The organism is Streptomyces sp. NPDC014891 (assembly GCF_043081085.1).
GTDB lineage: Bacteria > Actinomycetota > Actinomycetes > Streptomycetales > Streptomycetaceae > Streptomyces.
On sequence record NZ_JBIBWF010000007.1, the window covers coordinates 318,298 to 336,497 of the forward strand.

Consider the following 18,200-nt stretch of genomic DNA (forward strand, 5'->3'; position numbering starts at 1 on the left):
CTCCGCTACCGCCCCTCGTACCGCGCCTCCCGCCGCTCCACGAAGCTCGCCACCCCCTCCTTCGCGTCCCTCGTCGTCATGTTGATCTCCTGCGCCGCCGCCTCCGCCGCGAAGGCGGCGGCGCGGTCCGTGTCCAGGGACGCGTTCACCAGCTGCTTCGTCAGTGCCAGGGCCCGCGTCGGGCCCTGGGCCAGGCGTTCCGCCCACGCGCGGGCCGTCTTCGGCAGGTCCTCCGCGGGGACGACCCGGTTCACCAGGCCCAGGCCGTGCGCCTCCGCCGCCGACACCGCGTCCCCGAAGAACATCAGCTCCTTCGCCCGCTGCGGCCCGATCAGCCGCGGCAGCAGGTACGCCCCGCCGCCGTCCGGGACCAGTCCCCGCCGGACGAACACCTCGATGAAGCGGGCCGACTCGGACGCCAGGACCAGGTCGCACGCGAACGCGAGGTGCGCCCCGATGCCGGCCGCCGTCCCGTTCACCGCCGCGATCACCGGCTTCTCGCAGTCGAGCACGGCCCCGATGAAGCGCTGCGCGCCGCGCCGGATCGTGCGCGCCACGTCCCCCGGGACGGTCTCCGTGACCGTCGGCGTGCCCCGCAGGTCCGCCCCGGCGCAGAAGCCGCGGCCCGTCGCCGTCACCACCACGGCCCGGACGTCCGGGTCGGCGGAGGCCTCGTCGAGCAGGGCCATGATGCGTTCCCGCTGGCCCCAGGTGACCGCGTTCATCGCCTCGGGGCGGTTGAGGGTGATCCACGAGACGCCGTTCTCGACGGCGTGCAGTACCTCGGGCATGGCGTCCTTCACCTCTGGTCTCCTCAGCGGCAGACCGCGAGCGCGTCCAGGGCCACCGCGCCCTGCCCGCGCGGCAGCACCATCAGCGGGTTGATGTCGAGTTCGGCGAGGTCGCCGTCGAGTTCCAGCGCCATCCGCTGGACCCGCAGCACCACCTCGACGAGCGCGTCCACATCGGCCGGCGGCGCGCCCCGCACTCCGTCGAGGAGGGCGCGGCCGCGCAGCTCGGCGAGCATCGAGCGGGCCTCGTGCTCGCCGAACGGCGGGACCCGTACGGCCGTGTCGTCGAGGACCTCCACCAGGACCCCACCGAGCCCCACCGTCACGGTCGGCCCGAACAGGTCGTCGCGGGTCACGCCCACCACCATCTCGACGCCCCGCCCGACCATCTGGCAGACGAGGATCCCGTCGAGGTCGATCGACTCGAAGCGGGCGATGTCGTTGAGTTCGCGGTACGCGTCCCTGACCTGGCTCGCGGAGGTCAGCCCCACTTTCACCAGACCCAGTTCGGTCTTGTGGGCGAGCTGGGCGCCGGAGGCCTTCATCACGACCGGGTAGCCCACCAGGCCGGCGGCCCGGACGGCGGCCGCCGCGCTGGTGACGAGCTGCTCGCGGGGCACCCGTATCCCGTACGCCCGAAGGAGCTGCTTCGCCGCGTGCTCGCTGAGCCTCCGTCCGGGCCGCATGAGGGCCTGGGCCTTGCGGAAGGACGGGGAGGGGGTGCGGGGGGCCTCGTCGAAGGGGGAGCGGTAGGTGCCGGTGAAGCGGTGGTGGTCGAGGTAGGCCTTCACGGCCCCGATGCAGTTGGCGAACGTGCGGAAGGTGGCGACGCGCGAGGAGCCGAGCAGGGTGGTGCGGTAGGCCTCCTCCGTACCGACCGGGGATCCCCACACCACGCAGACCAGCTTGTCGGTGGCCTCCGCCGCGTCGACGAGGTCCTGGGCGAGCCGGTCGCTCATGGGCGGGAACGGTCCGGTGATGGGACAGATCAGCACGCCGACCGACGGGTCGGCGAGGATCGCGTCGATGATCTTCCGGCCGCGCCAGTCGCCCACCGGGTGACCGCCGTTGTCGACGGGGTTGGCGACGCTCAGGTACTCCGGGATCCACTGGTGGAGTTCGTCCTGCCGGGCCTGCGGGAGGGCGGGCAGCCGCAGGCCGGCCGCGGTGGCGAGGTCGGCGAAGTGGGCGCCGGTGCCGCCGGAGATCGAGTAGACGACCACGCCGTCGGCCTGCGGCCGGCGGGCGCGGGCGAGCAGGGTCGCGGTGTCCTGGAGCTGGTCGAGCCCGTCGACCCTGATCACCCCGAACTGGCGCATGGCGGCGTCGACGACCTGGTCGGCGCCGGTGAGCTTGCCGGTGTGGGAGGCGGCGGTGCGGGCCCCGGTCTCGGTCCGGCCGACCTTCACGGCGACGACGGGGACGCCGTGGCGGGCGGCCCGGTCGGCGGCGAGGAGGAAGGACCGGCCGTCCTTGAGTCCCTCGACGTAGCAGGCGATGGCGCCGACCTCTGGCCGTCCGGCGAAGTACGAGAGGAAGTCGGCGGTCTCCAGGTCGGCCTCGTTGCCGGTGGGCGCCCAGTGGGAGAGGCGGACGCCGAGCTCCTGGAGGGTGAAGACGGGCCGTCCCTGGTGGCCGGACTGGGTGATGAGGGCGACGGCGGGGCCGTCGAGGTCCTCGCGGAAGCGCTCGAAGGCGTTGAGGTTGGTGTTGGGGCCCAGGAGACGGATCCCGGAGCGGCGGACGGCGGCGGCGAGACGTTCCTGCGCGGCCGCTCCAGCCGCGCCGGTCTCGGCGAAGCCGGAGGCGAACGCGACCGCGAACCGCACCTTGGTCTCGGCGAGTTCCTCGATGACGGGCAGCGGGTCGGCGACGAGGAGCACGGCGAGGTCGACGGGTTCGGCGAGGGCGCCGACGGAGGGCACGCAGGGGATCCCGAACACGCTGGTACGGGTGGGGTGCACGGGCACCAGCCGGGCGCCGACCCGTTCGGCCCAGGCGAGCAGCTGCCGGGTGATCCCGGTGTTGGGCCGGCCCTCGGCGTCGGAGGCGCCGACGACGGCGACGGACTCGGGGCGGAAGAACCGGTCGAGGTCGGGCACGGCGGCGTACAGCGGTCGTCCGCTGACGTCCTGGTCGCCGGGGGCGGCGGTGACCCCGTGCACGGCGGCGCGGGGCGACTCCCCGCAGGCGACCACGCGGGCGCGGAGATCGGTGGTGAAGGTGCCGTGTGTCGATCCAAGCATGTGTTCCGCCCGCCCTTCACCCATCCGTATACACCTGACGATCAGTCAGATTACAGAACTGACGCGCAGTCAGGAATAGGTGCGGGGCGGCCGGTCCCCGGGCCCGCTACCGGGCGATCCTCCGGGCGATCTTCTCCGCGTCGATGGCGAGTTCGCGGAACATCCCGCTGATCGGGTTCGTGAACCCGGTGAAGTAGAGCCCGGGCGCCTCACGTGGGCAGCGGGCCCCGTGCACCACCGGGTGCCCGCGCCCGTCGAGCACGTCCAGGTGGCCGACCAGCGGCTCCAGGGCGCGCCGGTAGCCGGTCGCCGCTATCACCGCGTCCGGGGCGATCCGGGAGCCGTCCGCGAGGATCACCTCACCGCCCTCGAAGGCCTCCACGGCCGCGACGACCTCGACCCTCCCCGCCCGCACCGCGGCGATCAGGCCCACGTCCTGGACCGGGATCGCCCCCTCGCGCTGGCGCGTGGCGATGCCCTTGTCGGGGCGGGGGAGTCCGTACGCCGAGAGGTCGGGCGTCCCGGCCCGGGCCGCCAGGGCGCCCAGCCGGTCGACGAGCCCCCTCGGCAGGCGGCGGACGAGGATGCCGGAGCGCTGGGCGGGCCAGCCGGCCGTGGTGCGCTTGACGATGTGCGGGACGGTCCGCACGGCGAGCCGCACCCGGGCGGCGCCGCCGTCGGCGAGGTCGGCGGCGATCTCGGCGCCGGTGTTGCCGATGCCGACGACGAGGACGTCCTGCCCGGTGTAGGGCTCGGGGTTGCGGTAGGCGCGGGCGTGGTCGAGCCGGCCCTGGTACTCCTCGCGGCCGGGCCACTCGGGCAGTCGCGGAGTGTGGTTGTAGCCGGTGGCCACGACGACCGCCCGGCCGGTCAGCCGGCGGCCGCCGGTCGCGTGCAGGACCCAGTCGGCGCCCGCCCGCTCGACGCGGAAGACCTCGACGCCCGTCACGATCTCCAGCTTGTGCTTCTCGGCGTACTTCTCCAGGTAGCGCACCACGTCCGCGCGGGCGACCCAGCGCCCGAAGGAGCGGGGGATCCGCAGACCGGGGAGGGCGGAGAGCCGGCGGGTGGTGTGCAGCCGCAGCCGGTCGTAGTGGGCGCGCCAGGAGGCGCCGACGGCGTCGGACTTCTCCAGGACGACGGCCCGGACGCCCCGCGCGCGCAGGGCGGCGGCGACGGCGAGACCGCCGGGGCCCGCGCCGATGACGTACACGGGGTGGTCAGCCTGTGGAGGGAGTGCAAGGGGGGTGGTGGCCATGAATGCTGAGCGTAATGACGTGTACACGCTGTGGGTCTCGGTCAAGAGGGATTTCGGTTGCGAATCGGTCACGCCGGACGCCCGCCGCGACCGCCGGACGCCCGCCCCTTGCGCCGGGGGCCCGGCTGCGCTGAACTGACGTACCGTCAGATTCAGTGGTTTCCCACGAGGGGGAGCGCGCATGCAGACCGTCTGGCTCACCGGCGCCGAATGGCTCGCCGTCCTCCGCATCGGCCTCGGCCTGTGGTGGCTGGAGAGCTGGCGCCACAAGGACAGGAAGGGCTGGTTCGAGCGCGGCACCGGCATCGCCTGGGCCGCCGACGTCGCGGGCCGGCACCGGTGGCCGCCCGTCAGGAAGGGCTTCGACGCGGTCGTCGCCCCGCGCCCCAAGCTGATGGCGTACGTCGTCGTCTACGCCGAACTCGCCCTCGGGCTCGGCCTGGTGGCCGGATTCCTCACCCCGGTCGCCCTGGTCGGCGGCCTGCTCCTCAACCTGCTCTACCTCGTCCTGATGATCCACGACTGGGCCGAGCAGGGGCAGAACGCCATGATGGCCCTCATCTCGCTCGTCGCCCTCTTCGCCATGTCCTGGCAGACCTGGTCCCTCGACCACGCGATCGGACTCTTCCCGTGACGGCCGCCGACCCCGACATCGACGCCTTCACCCGCCCGTACTGGGACGCCGCAGCCGGGGGCCGCCTCCTGCTGCGCCGCTGCGCCGCCTGCGGCCGGGCCCACCACTATCCGCGCGAGTTCTGCCCGCACTGCTGGAGCGAGGACGTCGTGTGGGAGCGCGCGAGCGGCCGCGCCACCCTCTACACCTGGTCGGTCGTCCACCGGAACGACCTCCCGCCCTTCGGCGAGCGCGTCCCGTACGTGGCGGCGGTCGTCGACCTCGCCGAGGGGCCGCGGATGATGACGGAGGTGGTGGACGTCCCGGAGGCGGAGCTCCGGATCGGCATGGCACTCCGGGTCGCCTTCCGGCCCGAGGGGGAGGCGACCGTCCCCGTCTTCACGACGACCGACCTCCCGGTACCGGACGCGCCGACGACGGCGGACGGCGGAGGAGCAGACCGCTGAGCGACGGAGGAGTAGACGGCTGACCGGCGGCGGACCCGCGGCCGCGCCCGAGCGCCCCGGGCGCGGGTAGGCCCCGGCCGCCCCGGCCGTCAGGCGATCGGGTGGCGGGGCGTCGGCGTCGACGGGCCGGCCGGGGGCCTAACCGCGCTCCACCACGCCCCGCGCGAACGCCGCCTGCCCCGCGTGCTGGAGGTCCTCCGCGACCACCGACACCAGGCGCACGCCGAGGGTGACCGGGGGGTCCCAGGCGGCGTCGACGACCCGGTCCAGGTCCGCGTTCGTCACCGTGCGCACCAGGTCGAGGGTCCGCGCGTGCACCGCGTCGTAGTGGGCGAGCAGCAGGTCCGCGGGCGCGCGCACCCGGCCCACCTGGGCGCTCGTCTGGCCGTAGCCGGTCGCGTCCTTGCCAAAGGGAAGCCCGAATCGGTCGCGCCAGCCGTCCGTGTCCCACAGCTGGTCCGTGTCGAAGGCCCCCGCGAGGTGGTCGTCCTGGACGCGGGTCAGGTGCCAGACCAGCCAGGCGATCGAGTTGGCGTCCGGATCGATCCGGGCGGCGAGCTGTTCCTCGGTGAGGCCCTCCACGGCCTCGTGGACGGCCTCCTGGATCCGGCCGAACGAGTCGACCAGCAGACCGGCGCTGTTCAGGTGGGACATGAGGGACTCCTCTCGACGCGGGGCCCGGCGGGCAGGGACGCTACGCGCTCCGCTGCGCCCGCCACCGCTCGACCGCCGCCTCGACGTCGAAGGGCTTGAGGTTGAGCGGCGGACCGGCCGGCGGCCGGAGCAGCGCCTCGCCGATCCGGGTGTTGATCTCCCCGAGGATCCGGCGGACCTGGCTCTCCGAGACGGCGGCGGCGACCTCCGCCTCCGCGTCCTCCGCGGCCTTGCGCAGCGCCAGCGAGGGAGGGAGGACGGACGCGCCCTCGCGGTGCATCTTCCCCTTGATCCACCACAGCTCGTCGTAGGGCGCCGAGTCGTCGGGGAGGGGCTTGCCGAACCCCGACAGACGGCTGAACTCACCACGCTCCGACGCCTCGCGGATCTGCTTGTCCACGAAGGACTCGAAGCTGACTCCGGGCGGTTTGCGTTCGGTCATGTGTCCAGACTACGTAAGCCCCGCGGTGCGGGTGCGGTCGTCGCCGGGAAAGGGCAGGAGCCCCGCTCGTGCCGAGGCACGGAGCGGGGCTCCTTGGGTACTGCTCTAGTCGTGCGTGTTCGCCGACCCAGGCACCTTAGGCCGGGGAGACGTTCTCCGCCTGCGGGCCCTTCGGGCCCTGCGTGACGTCGAAGGTCACGAGCTGGTTCTCCTCGAGCGAACGGAAGCCGTTCGCGTTGATCGCGGAGTAGTGGACGAAGACATCCGGGCCGCCGCCGTCCTGGGCGATGAAGCCGAAGCCCTTTTCAGCGTTGAACCACTTCACGGTTCCGGTAGCCATGAGCCCTCCTATGGGCCAAAGGGTCGCCCTGCTCCAGAACCTGCAAACAAGTCTGAAAACTACAAAAGCCTGCGGGTCACATGCTCCGCAGGCTCTGTACTGCAAGGGAAACCAAACTGCAACTTGCGTTGAGCGTAGCACGCAGGCCGCCCGGGACGGTAGAGGGAAAGATCACTTCACTCGCATGTTTGATCTCGCTCCGTGTGCTGACGCGCGTGCCCCGACGATGCCCACGGTACGAGACGGGTCTAGCCTCACGATGTGGACAATGCAACCGACGACCAGCAGCGCAGCCGGCCCCGCGTCGGGCACATCCAGTTCCTGAACTGCCTCCCTCTCTACTGGGGCCTCGCCAGGACCGGGACGCTCCTCGACCTGGAGCTGACCAAGGACACGCCCGAGAAGCTCAGCGAGCGGCTCGTCCGGGGCGACCTGGACATCGGCCCCATCACCCTCGTCGAGTACCTCCGCAACGCGCCGGACCTGGTCGCGCTCCCCGACATCGCCGTCGGCTGCGACGGACCCGTGATGTCCTGCGTGATCGTCTCGCAGCGGCCGCTGGAGGAGCTGGACGGCGCCCGCGTCGCGCTCGGCTCCACCTCGCGCACCTCCGTACGCCTCGCCCAGCTGCTCCTCGCCGAGCGCTACGGGGTGGCGCCGGACTACTACACCTGCCCCCCTGACCTGGGCCTGATGATGCAGGAGGCCGAGGCGGCCGTCCTCATCGGCGACGCCGCGCTCCGGGCCTCGCTGCACGACGCGCCCCGGCTCGGCCTCCAGGTCCACGACCTCGGCCTCATGTGGAAGGACTGGACGGGGCTCCCGTTCGTCTTCGCCGTGTGGGCGGCGCGCAAGGACTACCTGGCCCGCGAGCCGGAGACCGTCCACGAGGTGCACCAGGCGTTCCTCGCCTCCCGGGACCTCTCCCTGGAGGAGGTCGCCAAGGTCGCCGAGCAGGCCGCCCGCTGGGAGACCTTCGACGCCGAACTCCTGGAGCGGTACTTCCGTACGCTCGACTTCCGCTTCGGCCCCGAGCAGCTCGCCGGAGTCCGCGAGTTCGCCCGCCGCACCGGCCCCACGACCGGCTTCCCGGCGGACGTCACCGTCGAACTGCTGCCGCCGGCGCGGGATTAGCGGGGCGCGCGTTCCGCGTTCCCATTCGGCCTCCCCGACACGCCCCGGACACTCCCCGGACACCTCCTCCGCCGGAGTTCTCCAGGGCCTTCCGCCGGCTTCCCGGAATTCGCCGTCGCGTCTCCGTTCGGCAATTCACCCCGATATCCCCGTCCGAACCCTCCGTAATGCCGCCGCATTGCCACCGCGCGCCCGCGCACCACCCGACGGAAGCGGTGAGGAGCGCTGGCGTACGCTGGTTCGGTCGACAGAACCCCTCCGAAAGGGACACACCCGGTGACCGAGAAGGCCGAACTCCAGTCCGTTCTCGACCGCGCCGCCGCGGGTGGCCGGATCACCCCCGAGGAGGCGCTCGACCTCTACCGCTCGGCGCCCCTGCACGCCCTCGGCTCCGCCGCCGACGCCGTGCGCCGCCGCCGGTACGCGGGGACCGAGCACATCGCGACGTACATCATCGAGCGCAACATCAACTACACGAACGTCTGCGTCACGGCCTGCAAGTTCTGCGCCTTCTACGCCGCCCCCAAGGACACGAAGAAGGGCTGGAGCCGCGATCTCGACGACATCCTGCGCCGCTGCGCGGAGACCGTGGAGCTCGGCGGCACCCAGATCATGTTCCAGGGCGGCCACCACCCGGACTACGGCGTCGAGTACTACGAGAAGCACTTCGCCGCGATCAAGGCCGAGTTCCCGCAGCTGGTCATCCACTCCCTCGGCGCGTCCGAGGTCGAGCACATGGCCCGGATCAGCGGGGTCTCCGTCGAGGAGGCCATCACCCGCATCCACGCCGCCGGCCTCGACTCCTTCGCGGGCGCGGGCGCCGAGCTGCTGCCGGAGCGGCCGCGCAAGGCCATCGCCCCGCTCAAGGAGAGCGGCGAGCGCTGGCTGGAGATCATGGAGATCGCGCACGGCCTCGGGGTCGAGTCGACGTCCACCATGCTGATGGGCACCGGCGAGACCAACGCCGAGCGGATCGAGCACCTGCGGATGATCCGCGACGTGCAGGACCGGACAGGCGGCTTCCGGGCCTTCATCCCGTACACGTACCAGCCCGAGAACAACCACCTCAAGGGCCGGACGCAGGCGACGCTCCTCGAGTACCTGCGCATGATCGCCATCGGCCGGCTGTTCCTGGACAACGTCGCCCACATCCAGGGCTCCTGGCTCACCACCGGCAAGGAGATCGGCCAGCTCACCCTGCACTACGGCGCGGACGACCTCGGCTCGATCATGCTGGAGGAGAACGTCGTCTCCTCCGCCGGCGCCAAGCACCGCTCCAACCTGCGCGAGATGATCGACATGATCCGCACCGCGGACCGCGTCCCGGCCCAGCGCACCACCACGTACGAGCACATCGTCGTCCACGACGACCCGGCGAACGACCCGGTCGACGAGCGCGTCGCCTCCCACATCTCGTCCGTCGCGATCGAGGGCGGCACGGCGCACCCCGAGCTGAAGCTCCTCGACGCCCGCTGACGCGCCCGTGCTGACCATCCACGTCGCCGAGGCGACGCCTGAGACGGCGGTCCTGGTCGACGGCGACCGGATCGCCGCCGTCGGCCCGTTCGACGACCTGGCCGCCGTCCGGCCCGAGGCCCGCGTGCGCCGGTGGCCCGGCATCCTCACCCCGGGGCTGCTCAACCCCTTCGCGCCCGAACTCCTCGAAGGCATGTACCACCCGGACCCCCGGGAGGCGGAGGGCTTCGGCACCGAGCCGATCACCGGCGAGCGGGCGCAGCGGATCTTCCGCATGGACGCCTCGCGCCGGGGCGCGTCGGCGCGCCGCGGCGTGCAGCGGCTCCTCGCCCACGGCACGGTCGCCGTCGCGGGCGACCTCCGCGACCGGGCTGCGGCGGACGCCGTGCGCCGGGCGGGCCTGGCGGTGGGCCGCCGCCCGGAGAAGCTCCCGGGCGCCCCGTCCTTCTCACCGGCCCCGTTGATCCTGCTGCCCGGTCCGGAGCCGGGCGGCCCGGCCCGCTTCGCCGTCTTCGACGTGCAGGACCGGGCCGCCCTGGTCCGCCTCGGCCCGTCGACCTGCGTCGCGACCGTGATCGGCGGACGGCTGGTCTACCGGGCCCGCTGAATCGGCTCGCAGTTCGCCATCCGCCGCTGCTCCTCCGGGGTGAGGGGTTCGCCAAGGCTCTTCTCCTGAGGCTGTACAGGGTGTGCGTCGGCCTCCTTCACCAGGTGCATGAAGCGCGGTTCCTGGCCGAGGGCCATCAGATCCTCCACCGCCAGCGGCTCCGGCGATGTCCCGGAGTACACCCTCAGGAGGATCGCAGTCCTGCCCAGCGCGTAGTGCACGGAAGCCCCGCACAACCCGCTGATCCCCCCGATCTGCAGTTCCTTCCCCGCACAGGCGGCACTCTTGGCATTCCACGTGCAGGGCCCCCGGCCCCCGGCGGCCGGCTGGACCGACGCGACCATCGGGAAGGTCCTGCCGCCCACGGTGATCCGGTACCGGCCCGGCTCGTCCTTCACCGGCCGGACGGCGGTGACCTTCGCGGGCAGCAGCTCGTCCAGCAGCGCGGCCATCCGCCGCTGGTAGTCCGCGCGGCGCTCGGCCTCACCGCCGACGCCCGTCGACACCCCGGTGGCGTCCGCCCCCGGACGCGGCAGCACCGTCACGCCGAGGACCCCCGCCGTGACCACGGCGAAGGCCGCCGCGCCGGCCGCGAGCCGGGAGCGGGCGCGCCGCCTGCGGCCCTCGCGCACGGCGATCGGTGCGAGGTCGGGGAGGGGCGGCAGGCCGTCCGTCGTCCGGTCCATGGCGTCGCGCAGCAGGGTGATGTCGTTGTCGTTCTCCACGGTGGACCTCAGCTTTCCGTGAGCGAGAGCCCGGCGTCCGCCAGGCGGGTGCGAAGGCGGGCGAGGGAACGGGAGCACTGGCTCTTGACGGTGGCCTCGCTGCACCGCAGCAGGGTCGCCACGGAGGCCACGCTCTGGTCCTCCCAGTAGCGCAGCACGACCATCGCCCGTGCCCGGGGCGGGAGTTCGGCGAGGGCGGCGAGCAGCGTCACCCGCAGGTCGGTGTGGTCGGCGACCGGCGCCGGGTCCGTCCCCCCGGTCCGGGTGAGGGCGAGCAGATCGCGCAGCCGGCGCCGCCGCTCGCTCAGGAACGTCCGGGTCAGCACGGTCTTGGCGTACGCGTGCGGATGGTCGGCGGCCCCGGCCCGCCGCCAGTGCTGGTAGACCTTGGCGAGCGTGGTCTGGGTCAGGTCGCGGGCCGTCTCGGGCTCGCCGCAGAGCAGGTACGCCGTGCGGTACAGCCGCTGCTGGGCGGCCCGGGCGAACTCCTCGAACCCGGAGTCCGTCCCGACGTCCGACTCCGCACCTCCGGCGTCGATTCCGCCCTCCGCCGGCACTGCCATCGCAGCCACCCCTGCTCCCCTCGCCGTCGTGCCTGCTGTCGTGTTCGACCGTCCTTGAGCGCCCCCGGTCCCGAAAGGTTGAAAGGAGATCGCGGAAAGCAGGAAATCGTGCCGCGCGCGCCGCCCGGCGGGCCCGCTCCGGGCGGTCGGGTCCCGCCTGCCAGAATGGGCGGATCCGTCCGCACCCGATCCTGCGAGGCCGAAGCCAGTGACCCGCGCCACCCTGGACAAGCAGCCGCACGAAGTCGCCTCGATGTTCGACGACGTGGCGGCGAACTACGACCTCACGAACGACGTGCTCTCGCTGGGCCAGGACCGTCGCTGGCGCAAGGAGGTCGCGAAGGCCGTCGACGCGCGCCCCGCGCAGAAGGTCCTGGACCTGGCCGCCGGGACGGCCACGTCCTCGCAGCCCTTCGCCCGGGCGGGGGCGTACGTCGTGCCCTGCGACTTCTCGCTGGGGATGCTGCGGGTCGGCAAGAAGAACCACCCGTGGATGCCGTTCACGGCGGGCGACGGGACGAAGCTGCCGTTCCGCGACGACGTGTTCGACGCGGTCACGATCTCCTTCGGGCTGCGGAACATCCAGGACACCGACCAGGCGCTGCGCGAGATGTACCGGGTGACGAAGCCCGGCGGCCGGGTCGTCATCAGCGAGTTCTCGCACGCCACCTGGGCGCCGTTCCGCACGGTGTACGAGGAGTACCTGATGCGCGCGCTGCCGCCGGTGGCCCGTGCGGTCTCCTCGAACCCGGACGCGTACGTGTACCTGGCCGAGTCGATCCGCTCCTGGCCCGACCAGCCGACCCTGGCGGGCATGCTCCAGAAGGCCGGCTGGTCGCGGGTGGCCTGGCGGAACCTGACCGGCGGGATCGTGGCGCTCCACCGGGGCTTCAAGCCCGCCTGACCCGCCGCCGCGCGCCGGGGCCGGTACGGGGGTGACCCTCCGGCCCCGCCGCGGCCGACCCGCCTAGACTTCGGTACGTTCCCATCGCCGAATCACCGGGAGATCTCGCCGTGACCGAGCAGCCCCTCTCCGAGCACAGCGCGGACGTCATCGTCGTCGGGGCAGGCCCGGCCGGATCGACCACCGCGTACTACCTCGCCAAGGCCGGACTGGACGTCCTCCTCCTGGAGAAGACCGCCTTCCCCCGCGAGAAGGTCTGCGGCGACGGGCTCACGCCCCGCGCGACCAAGCAGCTCGTCTCCATGGGCATCGACATCTCCGAGGAGGCCGGCTGGCTGCGCAACAAGGGCCTGCGGATCATCGGCGGCGGCGTGCGCCTGGAGCTCGACTGGCCGGACCTCGCCTCGTACCCGGACTACGGACTCGTCCGCAAGCGCGACGACTTCGACGAGCAGCTCGCCCGCCAGGCCCAGAAGGCCGGCGCGCGTCTCCACGAGCGCTGCAACGTCGGCGCCCCGATCATCGACGACCGCACGGGCCGGATCACCGGCGTCCACGCCAAGCTCGGCGAGGAGAAGCGCGAGGTCACCTTCCACGCCCCGCTCGTCGTCGCCGCCGACGGCAACTCCACCCGGATCTCCCTGGCGATGGGCCTGCACCGGCGCGAGGACCGCCCGATGGGCGTGGCCGTCCGCACGTACTTCACCTCGCCCCGCCACGACGACGACTACCTGGAGTCGTGGCTGGAGCTGTGGGACCGGCGCGGCCCGCAGGACCGGCTGCTGCCCGGCTACGGCTGGATCTTCGGCATGGGCGACGGCACGTCCAACGTCGGCCTCGGCATCCTCAACTCCTCCAAGGCCTTCCGCGAGCTCGACTGGCGCGAGGTCCTCAAGGCCTGGTGCGCCTCGATGCCGGAGGACTGGGGCTTCACCCCGGACAACATGACGATGCCGATCCGCGGCGCCGCCCTCCCGATGGCCTTCAACCGCCAGCCGCACTACACCAAGGGCCTGCTGCTCGTCGGCGACGCCGGCGGCCTGGTCAACCCGTTCAACGGCGAGGGCATCGCGTACGCCATGGAGTCCGGCCAGATCGCGGCCGACGTCATCGTCCAGGCGCACGCCCGGTCCACCCCGGCCCAGCGCGAGCTCGCGCTGCGGAACTACCCGCAGGTCCTCAAGGACACCTACGGCGGCTACTACACCCTCGGCCGCGCCTTCGTGAAGCTCATCGGCAACCCCAAGGTCATGAAGATCGCGACCCAGCGCGGTCTGACCCACCCGATGCTGATGAAGTTCACGCTGAAGATGCTGGCGAACCTGACCGACCCCTCGGGCGGCGACGCCATGGACCGCATCATCAACGGTCTCTCGAAGGTGGCCCCGAAGGCCTGAACGTCCGGCGGTAGCCGGACGGGGACAACCCGACGGCACGCGTGAAGTGCCGGCGCAGATTGGCCGCGGAGCCCAGCCCGCTGTGGTCGCCCACCAGCTCCACGGGCAGGTCGGTGGACTCCAGCAGGGTCTGGGCCCGGGCCACCCGCTGCTGGAGCAGCCACTGCAGCGGGGTGGTCCCGTACTCCTCGCGCACCCTCCGGTGGAAGGTGCGCGGGCTCATCCGGGCCCGCCGGGCCAGCTCCTCCACGGTCAGCGGCTCGGACAGGTGCTCGGTCGCCCACTGCAGGACGGGCCCCAGGCTGTCGTCGTCGCTCGGCGGGAGCGGCGCCTCGATGAACTGGGCCTGGCCGCCCGGGCGGTGGGCCGGGACGACGAGACGGCGGGCGAGCCGGCCGGCGACGGTCGCGCCGAGGTCGGCGCGCACCAGGTGCAGGCAGAGGTCGAGCGCGGCGGTGGCCCCGGCGCTGGTCAGCACGGATCCCTCGTCCGTGTAGAGGACCGAGTCGTCCACGGTCACCTCGGGGTGGCGGGCGGCCAGTTGCGCGGTGTGCTGCCAGTGGGCGGTGGCCCGGCGCCCGTCGAGGATCCCGGCGGCGGCGAGCGCGAAGGCGCCGGTGCACAGGGACACCATCCGGGCGCCGGAGGCGGCGGCCGCGCGCAGCGCCTCGACCAGCTCGGCCGGCACCTCGCCGCCGTCCTCGACGACGGCGTCGGGCACGGAGGGCACGACGACGGTGTCCGCGCCCACGAGCCCGTCGAGGCCGTGGTCGGTGCGCACGGAGAAGATCCCGGCCCCGCCGGAGTCCCCGCAGAGCCGCAGCTCGTACCAGGGGTCGGCGAGATCCGGGTGGGGGATGCCGAAGACCCCGCACGCCAGGGAGAGTTCGTACATCTCCCAGAGGGAGGTCCCGGTCCGCCGGTCCGGCAGGACGGCGATGGCGACGACTCCCGGCCCCCTGCCGGCGGCCCTCCCGCCCGTGTCCCGGTCGCCCGCTCGTCCGCCCCGGGAGGTCCCGCCGTCCGTGATCATGCCGCCGACCGTACGGCAGGAATCGTGCGGGCGGCGTCGGTCCTGCCACTGTCGTCCGGATTCCGCCGCTGCGAGCGTGGATCCCATGAACGCACAGAGCATCACGGTCATCGGCCTCGGCCAGATGGGCACCGCCCTCGCCGACGCCTTCCTCGCCGCAGGCCACCGCACCACCGTCTGGAACCGCACCCCCGGGAAGGCCGGCGCGCTCGTCGCCCGGGGCGCCGTCCGCGCCGCGTCCGTCGAGGACGCCGTCGCCGCGGGCGAGCTCGTCGTGGTCTGCGTCCTCGACTACCCGGCGGTCCGCGGACTCCTCGCCCCCGTGGCCGGGTCGCTGCGCGGCCGGGTCCTGGTCAACCTCACCTCGGGCTCCCCCGAGCAGGCCCGCGCGGAGGCGGCCTGGGCGGCCGAGCACGGCATCGGCTACCTCGACGGCGCCGTCATGACGACCCCGCCGGGGGTCGGCGACAGCGCCAACATGTTCCTCTACGCGGGTTCGCCCGAACTGCTCGCCGCCCACCGCCCGACGCTCGCCGTCCTGGGCGACCCGGTGGACCTCGGTCCGGACGCCGGGCTCGCCTCGCTCTACGACGCGGGGCTGCTCGGCCTCATGTGGTCCGTCTTCGGCGGCTGGCTGCACGCCACCGCCCTCGCCGGCGCGGACGGCGTGCCCGCGCGGGAGTTCACGGCGGTGGCCACCCGCTGGCTGAGGACGGTCTCCTGGTTCATGACGGGGTACGCCGAGCAGATCGACGCCGGGGAGTACCCGGGCGCGGACGCCACGATCGACGTCCAGGTGGCGGCGATCGGCCACCTGCTGCACGCGGGGGAGGCGCGGGGCGTGGACGGCCGGCTGCCCGAGCTGCACCTGGACCTGATGCGGGCCGCGGTCGAGGCGGGCCACGGCGGGGACAGCTACGCCCGGATCATCGAGGCGTTCCGGAAGTAGCGCGTTCCGGCCGCTTCCCGCCCGGAACGGGACAGGGGCGGCGGTCGGCCGCACGGGAGAAAGCCGTCACTCCCCCGAGGAGTGACGGCTTCCCGTGCGCCGTGGGAGCGGGTCCGGTCAGAGGAGACGGACCGCGCCGGAGGGCGTGTCCCAGTCCAGGGAGCGCTCGACGACACCGGTCGACGAGTTCTGCGCGCCGACGTAGTTGCCGCCGCCCACGTAGATCGCGACGTGGTACGAGCCGCTGCGGCTGCCCCAGTACAGGATGTCGCCCGGCTGGAGGTTGCTCAGGGAGACGGAGGTGCCCATGCTCGACTGCTCGTACGAGATGCGGGGCAGGTCGATGCCGGCCTGGCGGTAGGCGGCCTGGACGAGGCCGGAGCAGTCCCAGGAGTTGGGGCCGGTGCCGCCGGTGACGTACGAGTCGCCGACCTGGGCACGCGCGAAGGCCACGATCGCGGCGGCGGAGCCGGAGGGGGCCTGCGTGTCGCTCTCGCCGGAGCCGGTCGAGGAGCCGCCGTCGTCGCCCGCGGACGTGGAGGCGAGCTGGGTGCGCTCGCTGGTCCGGGAGGCGCGCTCCTGGGCCTCCTTGCGCTCCCGCTCGGCCTTCGCCTCGGCCTCGGCCTGGAGGCGGGCCTTCTCGGCCTTCTCGGCGGCCGCCTTGCGGTCGGCCTCGGACTTGGCCTTCTTGGCCTCCTTGGCGGCCTTCTGCAGCGCCAGGTTCTCCTGCGACTGGAGGCTCTGGTCGAGCGCCTCCTGCTGGGAGGCCTCGGCGGAGGCGGCGACGGCGGAGGCGAGACCGGCGCCGGTCTCGAGCGAGCCCAGGGTGGGCATTTCGATGGTCTCGGTCACCGGCTCGGCGTTCGCCGGCCCGGCAGCACCGGCCACCGCGATGGTGCCGAGGACGCCACCGGCAACTCCGGCCCGCAGCGCGAGCTTCGAGGCGCTGCGGCGGGGCTTCCGGTGGCTGGGTATGTGAGCGCTGTGGGACATGAGGACAACCGCTATCAGGGCTTCACGGTTCCCTTCAAGAAACGTGGGTTGCGCCACAGTTACGTTCGGAATCTCCTAATCCGCTTCTGTGGCGCCCTTATTGACGCCGTAACGGGCAAATCGGGCACGGGCCATCTGGGCCTTGATCGCGGGTTTTCAATGAAAGGTCCGAATTGCCCGACGCTTACCACCTCTTGACGCGCATGGCCAAGCCCCACGTTTTTCGGCGTCGACCGATGTGGCGCAGGTCACATTTTCATCTCATGAACGCTCGTGAACGGATGCACGCGTCCACCGCCGTACGCGGGACCCCTCGACCGGGCGACGGCCGGTTCCTTTATCACCCGGTCGCGTCCATCGCCAATTTGCCTGTAGTGACCATCACTTGATAGTGCGACACCCCCTCCGAGCAGCGATTTCCGGTCCGGATGTCACATCTGGTGATCACCTGGGCGCTTCGCGCAACAAGATCACCGCTCATCCGACTTCATGATCCTTCGTCAGGTGGTGGAGATCACAAAGTCCTTGACGCACCCCGTGTCGCAGATCACAGAGGGGCGGGCATAGGATGCGGGGCAGCCGGGCTTGTGAACTGCCTCACATGGGGGCGATCTTTCACGGTCCGGCCGTGCGGTCCAACGGTCAAGGACGACTGGAAGGAGCGAGGAGCGTGAATGCGTACGCGCCCGTCCTCGTGCTCGGTGCCCTGGGTGCGGGGTTTGCGATCTTCTCCGTGGTCATGGCCACGCTTATCGGGCCAAAGCGGTACAACAGGGCAAAGCTTGAGGCGTACGAGTGCGGCATCGAGCCGACACCCACGCCCGCCGGAGGCGGCCGCTTCCCGATCAAGTACTACCTGACGGCGATGCTCTTCATCGTCTTCGACATCGAGATCGTCTTCCTCTACCCCTGGGCGGTCACCTTCGACGCCCTGGGGCTTTTCGGGCTCGTGGAGATGCTGCTCTTCGTGCTCACCGTCTTCGTCGCCTACGCGTATGTGTGGCGTCGCGGCGGCCTGGAATGGGACTGAGGGGCTGAGGGGCACCTATGGGACTCGAAGAGAAACTCCCGAGCGGCTTTCTGCTGACGACGGTCGAACAGGCCGCGGGCTGGGTGCGCAAGGCGTCCGTGTTCCCCGCGACCTTCGGCCTCGCCTGCTGCGCCATCGAGATGATGACCACCGGAGCAGGCCGGTACGACCTGGCCCGCTTCGGCATGGAGGTCTTCCGCGGCTCACCGCGCCAGGCCGACCTGATGATCGTGGCCGGCCGGGTCAGCCAGAAGATGGCGCCCGTCCTGAGGCAGGTCTACGACCAGATGCCCAACCCCAAGTGGGTCATCTCCATGGGCGTCTGCGCCTCCTCGGGCGGCATGTTCAACAACTACGCGATCGTCCAGGGCGTCGACCACATCGTGCCGGTCGACATCTACCTGCCCGGCTGCCCGCCGCGCCCGGAGATGCTGCTCGACGCGATCCTCAAGCTCCACCAGAAGATCCAGGGCTCCAAGCTCGGCGTGAACGCCGAGGAGGCGGCCCGGGAGGCGGAGGAGGCGGCGCTGAAGGCGCTGCCGACGATTGAACTGAAGGGTCTGCTGAGGTGACCGACG

General features: G+C 72.2%; 20 protein-coding genes. 10 read left to right on the forward strand and 10 right to left on the reverse strand.

Annotation, left to right across the window (positions count from 1 at the left end):
- Positions 1-5: 5 nt before the first annotated feature.
- From ACF09E_RS22145 to ACF09E_RS22155, 3 genes are all read right to left on the reverse strand, one after another.
- Positions 6-791, reverse strand: a complete 786-nt coding sequence (locus ACF09E_RS22145) for an enoyl-CoA hydratase/isomerase family protein (RefSeq protein ID WP_392206735.1) — start codon at positions 789-791, stop codon at positions 6-8.
- Between the two features lie 23 nt (positions 792-814).
- On the reverse strand, positions 815-3,037 hold the full coding sequence (locus tag ACF09E_RS22150; RefSeq protein WP_392206661.1) for an acetate--CoA ligase family protein: 2,223 nt from the start codon (positions 3,035-3,037) through the stop codon (positions 815-817).
- A 106-nt stretch (positions 3,038-3,143) separates the two neighbouring features.
- Positions 3,144-4,295, reverse strand: coding sequence for a flavin-containing monooxygenase (locus ACF09E_RS22155; protein ID WP_392206662.1), 1,152 nt, complete (start codon positions 4,293-4,295; stop codon positions 3,144-3,146).
- A gap of 181 nt (positions 4,296-4,476) precedes the next feature.
- On the opposite strand from ACF09E_RS22155, the gene ACF09E_RS22160 reads away from it, so the two are divergent.
- Both ACF09E_RS22160 and ACF09E_RS22165 read left to right on the forward strand, forming a co-directional pair.
- On the forward strand, positions 4,477-4,929 hold the full coding sequence (locus ACF09E_RS22160) for a DoxX family protein (RefSeq protein ID WP_392206663.1): 453 nt from the start codon (positions 4,477-4,479) through the stop codon (positions 4,927-4,929).
- Positions 4,926-5,375 carry a Zn-ribbon domain-containing OB-fold protein gene (locus ACF09E_RS22165; protein WP_392206664.1) on the forward strand — a complete coding sequence of 150 codons (450 nt, stop codon included), beginning with the start codon at positions 4,926-4,928 and terminating at the stop codon, positions 5,373-5,375. The genes ACF09E_RS22160 and ACF09E_RS22165 overlap by 4 nt, the downstream gene beginning before the upstream one ends.
- A 138-nt stretch (positions 5,376-5,513) precedes the next feature.
- Here the strand turns inward: ACF09E_RS22165 and ACF09E_RS22170 are convergent, their stop codons facing one another.
- The 3 genes from ACF09E_RS22170 to ACF09E_RS22180 all read right to left on the reverse strand — a co-directional run bounded on the left by ACF09E_RS22170 (position 5,514) and on the right by ACF09E_RS22180 (position 6,811).
- Positions 5,514-6,020: a DinB family protein gene (locus ACF09E_RS22170; RefSeq protein ID WP_392206736.1), complete on the reverse strand. Its 507-nt coding sequence runs from the start codon at positions 6,018-6,020 to the stop codon at positions 5,514-5,516.
- Between the two features lie 49 nt (positions 6,021-6,069).
- Positions 6,070-6,471 carry a DUF1992 domain-containing protein gene (locus tag ACF09E_RS22175; protein WP_392206665.1) on the reverse strand — a complete coding sequence of 134 codons (402 nt, stop codon included), beginning with the start codon at positions 6,469-6,471 and terminating at the stop codon, positions 6,070-6,072.
- 136 nt (positions 6,472-6,607) lie between these two features.
- Complete coding sequence (locus ACF09E_RS22180) at positions 6,608-6,811, reverse strand: cold-shock protein (RefSeq protein ID WP_015035453.1); 204 nt, start codon at positions 6,809-6,811, stop codon at positions 6,608-6,610.
- A gap of 261 nt (positions 6,812-7,072) precedes the next feature.
- Here ACF09E_RS22180 and ACF09E_RS22185 point away from each other — a divergent pair, with 261 nt between their 5' ends.
- The 3 genes from ACF09E_RS22185 (at position 7,073) to ACF09E_RS22195 (ending at position 10,028) form a co-directional block, all read left to right on the forward strand.
- Complete coding sequence (locus ACF09E_RS22185; RefSeq protein WP_392206666.1) at positions 7,073-7,945, forward strand: menaquinone biosynthetic enzyme MqnA/MqnD family protein; 873 nt, start codon at positions 7,073-7,075, stop codon at positions 7,943-7,945.
- Between the two features lie 276 nt (positions 7,946-8,221).
- Positions 8,222-9,421: a cyclic dehypoxanthinyl futalosine synthase gene (gene mqnC / locus ACF09E_RS22190; protein ID WP_392206667.1), complete on the forward strand. Its 1,200-nt coding sequence runs from the start codon at positions 8,222-8,224 to the stop codon at positions 9,419-9,421.
- 7 nt (positions 9,422-9,428) lie between these two features.
- Entirely contained in the window at positions 9,429-10,028 is a 600-nt protein-coding gene (locus ACF09E_RS22195; protein WP_392206668.1) for a hypothetical protein, read from the forward strand.
- Here the strand turns inward: ACF09E_RS22195 and ACF09E_RS22200 are convergent.
- Both ACF09E_RS22200 and ACF09E_RS22205 read right to left on the reverse strand, forming a co-directional pair.
- Entirely contained in the window at positions 10,013-10,753 is a 741-nt protein-coding gene (locus ACF09E_RS22200; RefSeq protein WP_392206669.1) for a hypothetical protein, read from the reverse strand. The genes ACF09E_RS22195 and ACF09E_RS22200 overlap by 16 nt on opposite strands.
- Before the next feature lie 8 nt (positions 10,754-10,761).
- Positions 10,762-11,316, reverse strand: coding sequence for a SigE family RNA polymerase sigma factor (locus ACF09E_RS22205; protein WP_392206737.1), 555 nt, complete (start codon positions 11,314-11,316; stop codon positions 10,762-10,764).
- Between the two features lie 208 nt (positions 11,317-11,524).
- On the opposite strand from ACF09E_RS22205, the gene ACF09E_RS22210 reads away from it, so the two are divergent.
- Together ACF09E_RS22210 and ACF09E_RS22215 are read left to right on the forward strand one after the other, a co-directional pair.
- Positions 11,525-12,220 (forward strand): demethylmenaquinone methyltransferase, encoded by a 696-nt coding sequence (locus tag ACF09E_RS22210; protein WP_392206670.1) that lies wholly within the window; start codon positions 11,525-11,527, stop codon positions 12,218-12,220.
- Positions 12,221-12,330: 110 nt separating this feature from the next.
- Positions 12,331-13,617, forward strand: coding sequence for a geranylgeranyl reductase family protein (locus tag ACF09E_RS22215; protein WP_388792599.1), 1,287 nt, complete (start codon positions 12,331-12,333; stop codon positions 13,615-13,617).
- Here the strand turns inward: ACF09E_RS22215 and ACF09E_RS22220 are convergent.
- A complete protein-coding gene (locus tag ACF09E_RS22220; RefSeq protein WP_392206738.1) occupies positions 13,583-14,512 on the reverse strand; it encodes a GlxA family transcriptional regulator in 930 nt (309 codons plus the stop codon). The genes ACF09E_RS22215 and ACF09E_RS22220 overlap by 35 nt on opposite strands.
- Before the next feature lie 136 nt (positions 14,513-14,648).
- Between ACF09E_RS22220 and ACF09E_RS22225 the strand changes: the two genes are divergently transcribed.
- Positions 14,649-15,599, forward strand: a complete 951-nt coding sequence (locus tag ACF09E_RS22225; protein ID WP_392206739.1) for an NAD(P)-dependent oxidoreductase — start codon at positions 14,649-14,651, stop codon at positions 15,597-15,599.
- A 117-nt stretch (positions 15,600-15,716) separates the two neighbouring features.
- Here ACF09E_RS22225 and ACF09E_RS22230 read toward each other — a convergent pair whose 3' ends face one another.
- A complete protein-coding gene (locus ACF09E_RS22230; RefSeq protein ID WP_392206671.1) occupies positions 15,717-16,592 on the reverse strand; it encodes a C40 family peptidase in 876 nt (291 codons plus the stop codon).
- Between the two features lie 670 nt (positions 16,593-17,262).
- Here ACF09E_RS22230 and ACF09E_RS22235 point away from each other — a divergent pair.
- Complete coding sequence (locus ACF09E_RS22235) at positions 17,263-17,622, forward strand: NADH-quinone oxidoreductase subunit A (protein WP_019888619.1); 360 nt, start codon at positions 17,263-17,265, stop codon at positions 17,620-17,622.
- Between the two features lie 17 nt (positions 17,623-17,639).
- A complete protein-coding gene (locus tag ACF09E_RS22240; RefSeq protein ID WP_319310819.1) occupies positions 17,640-18,194 on the forward strand; it encodes an NADH-quinone oxidoreductase subunit B family protein in 555 nt (184 codons plus the stop codon).
- The last annotated feature ends 6 nt before the right edge of the window (positions 18,195-18,200 follow it).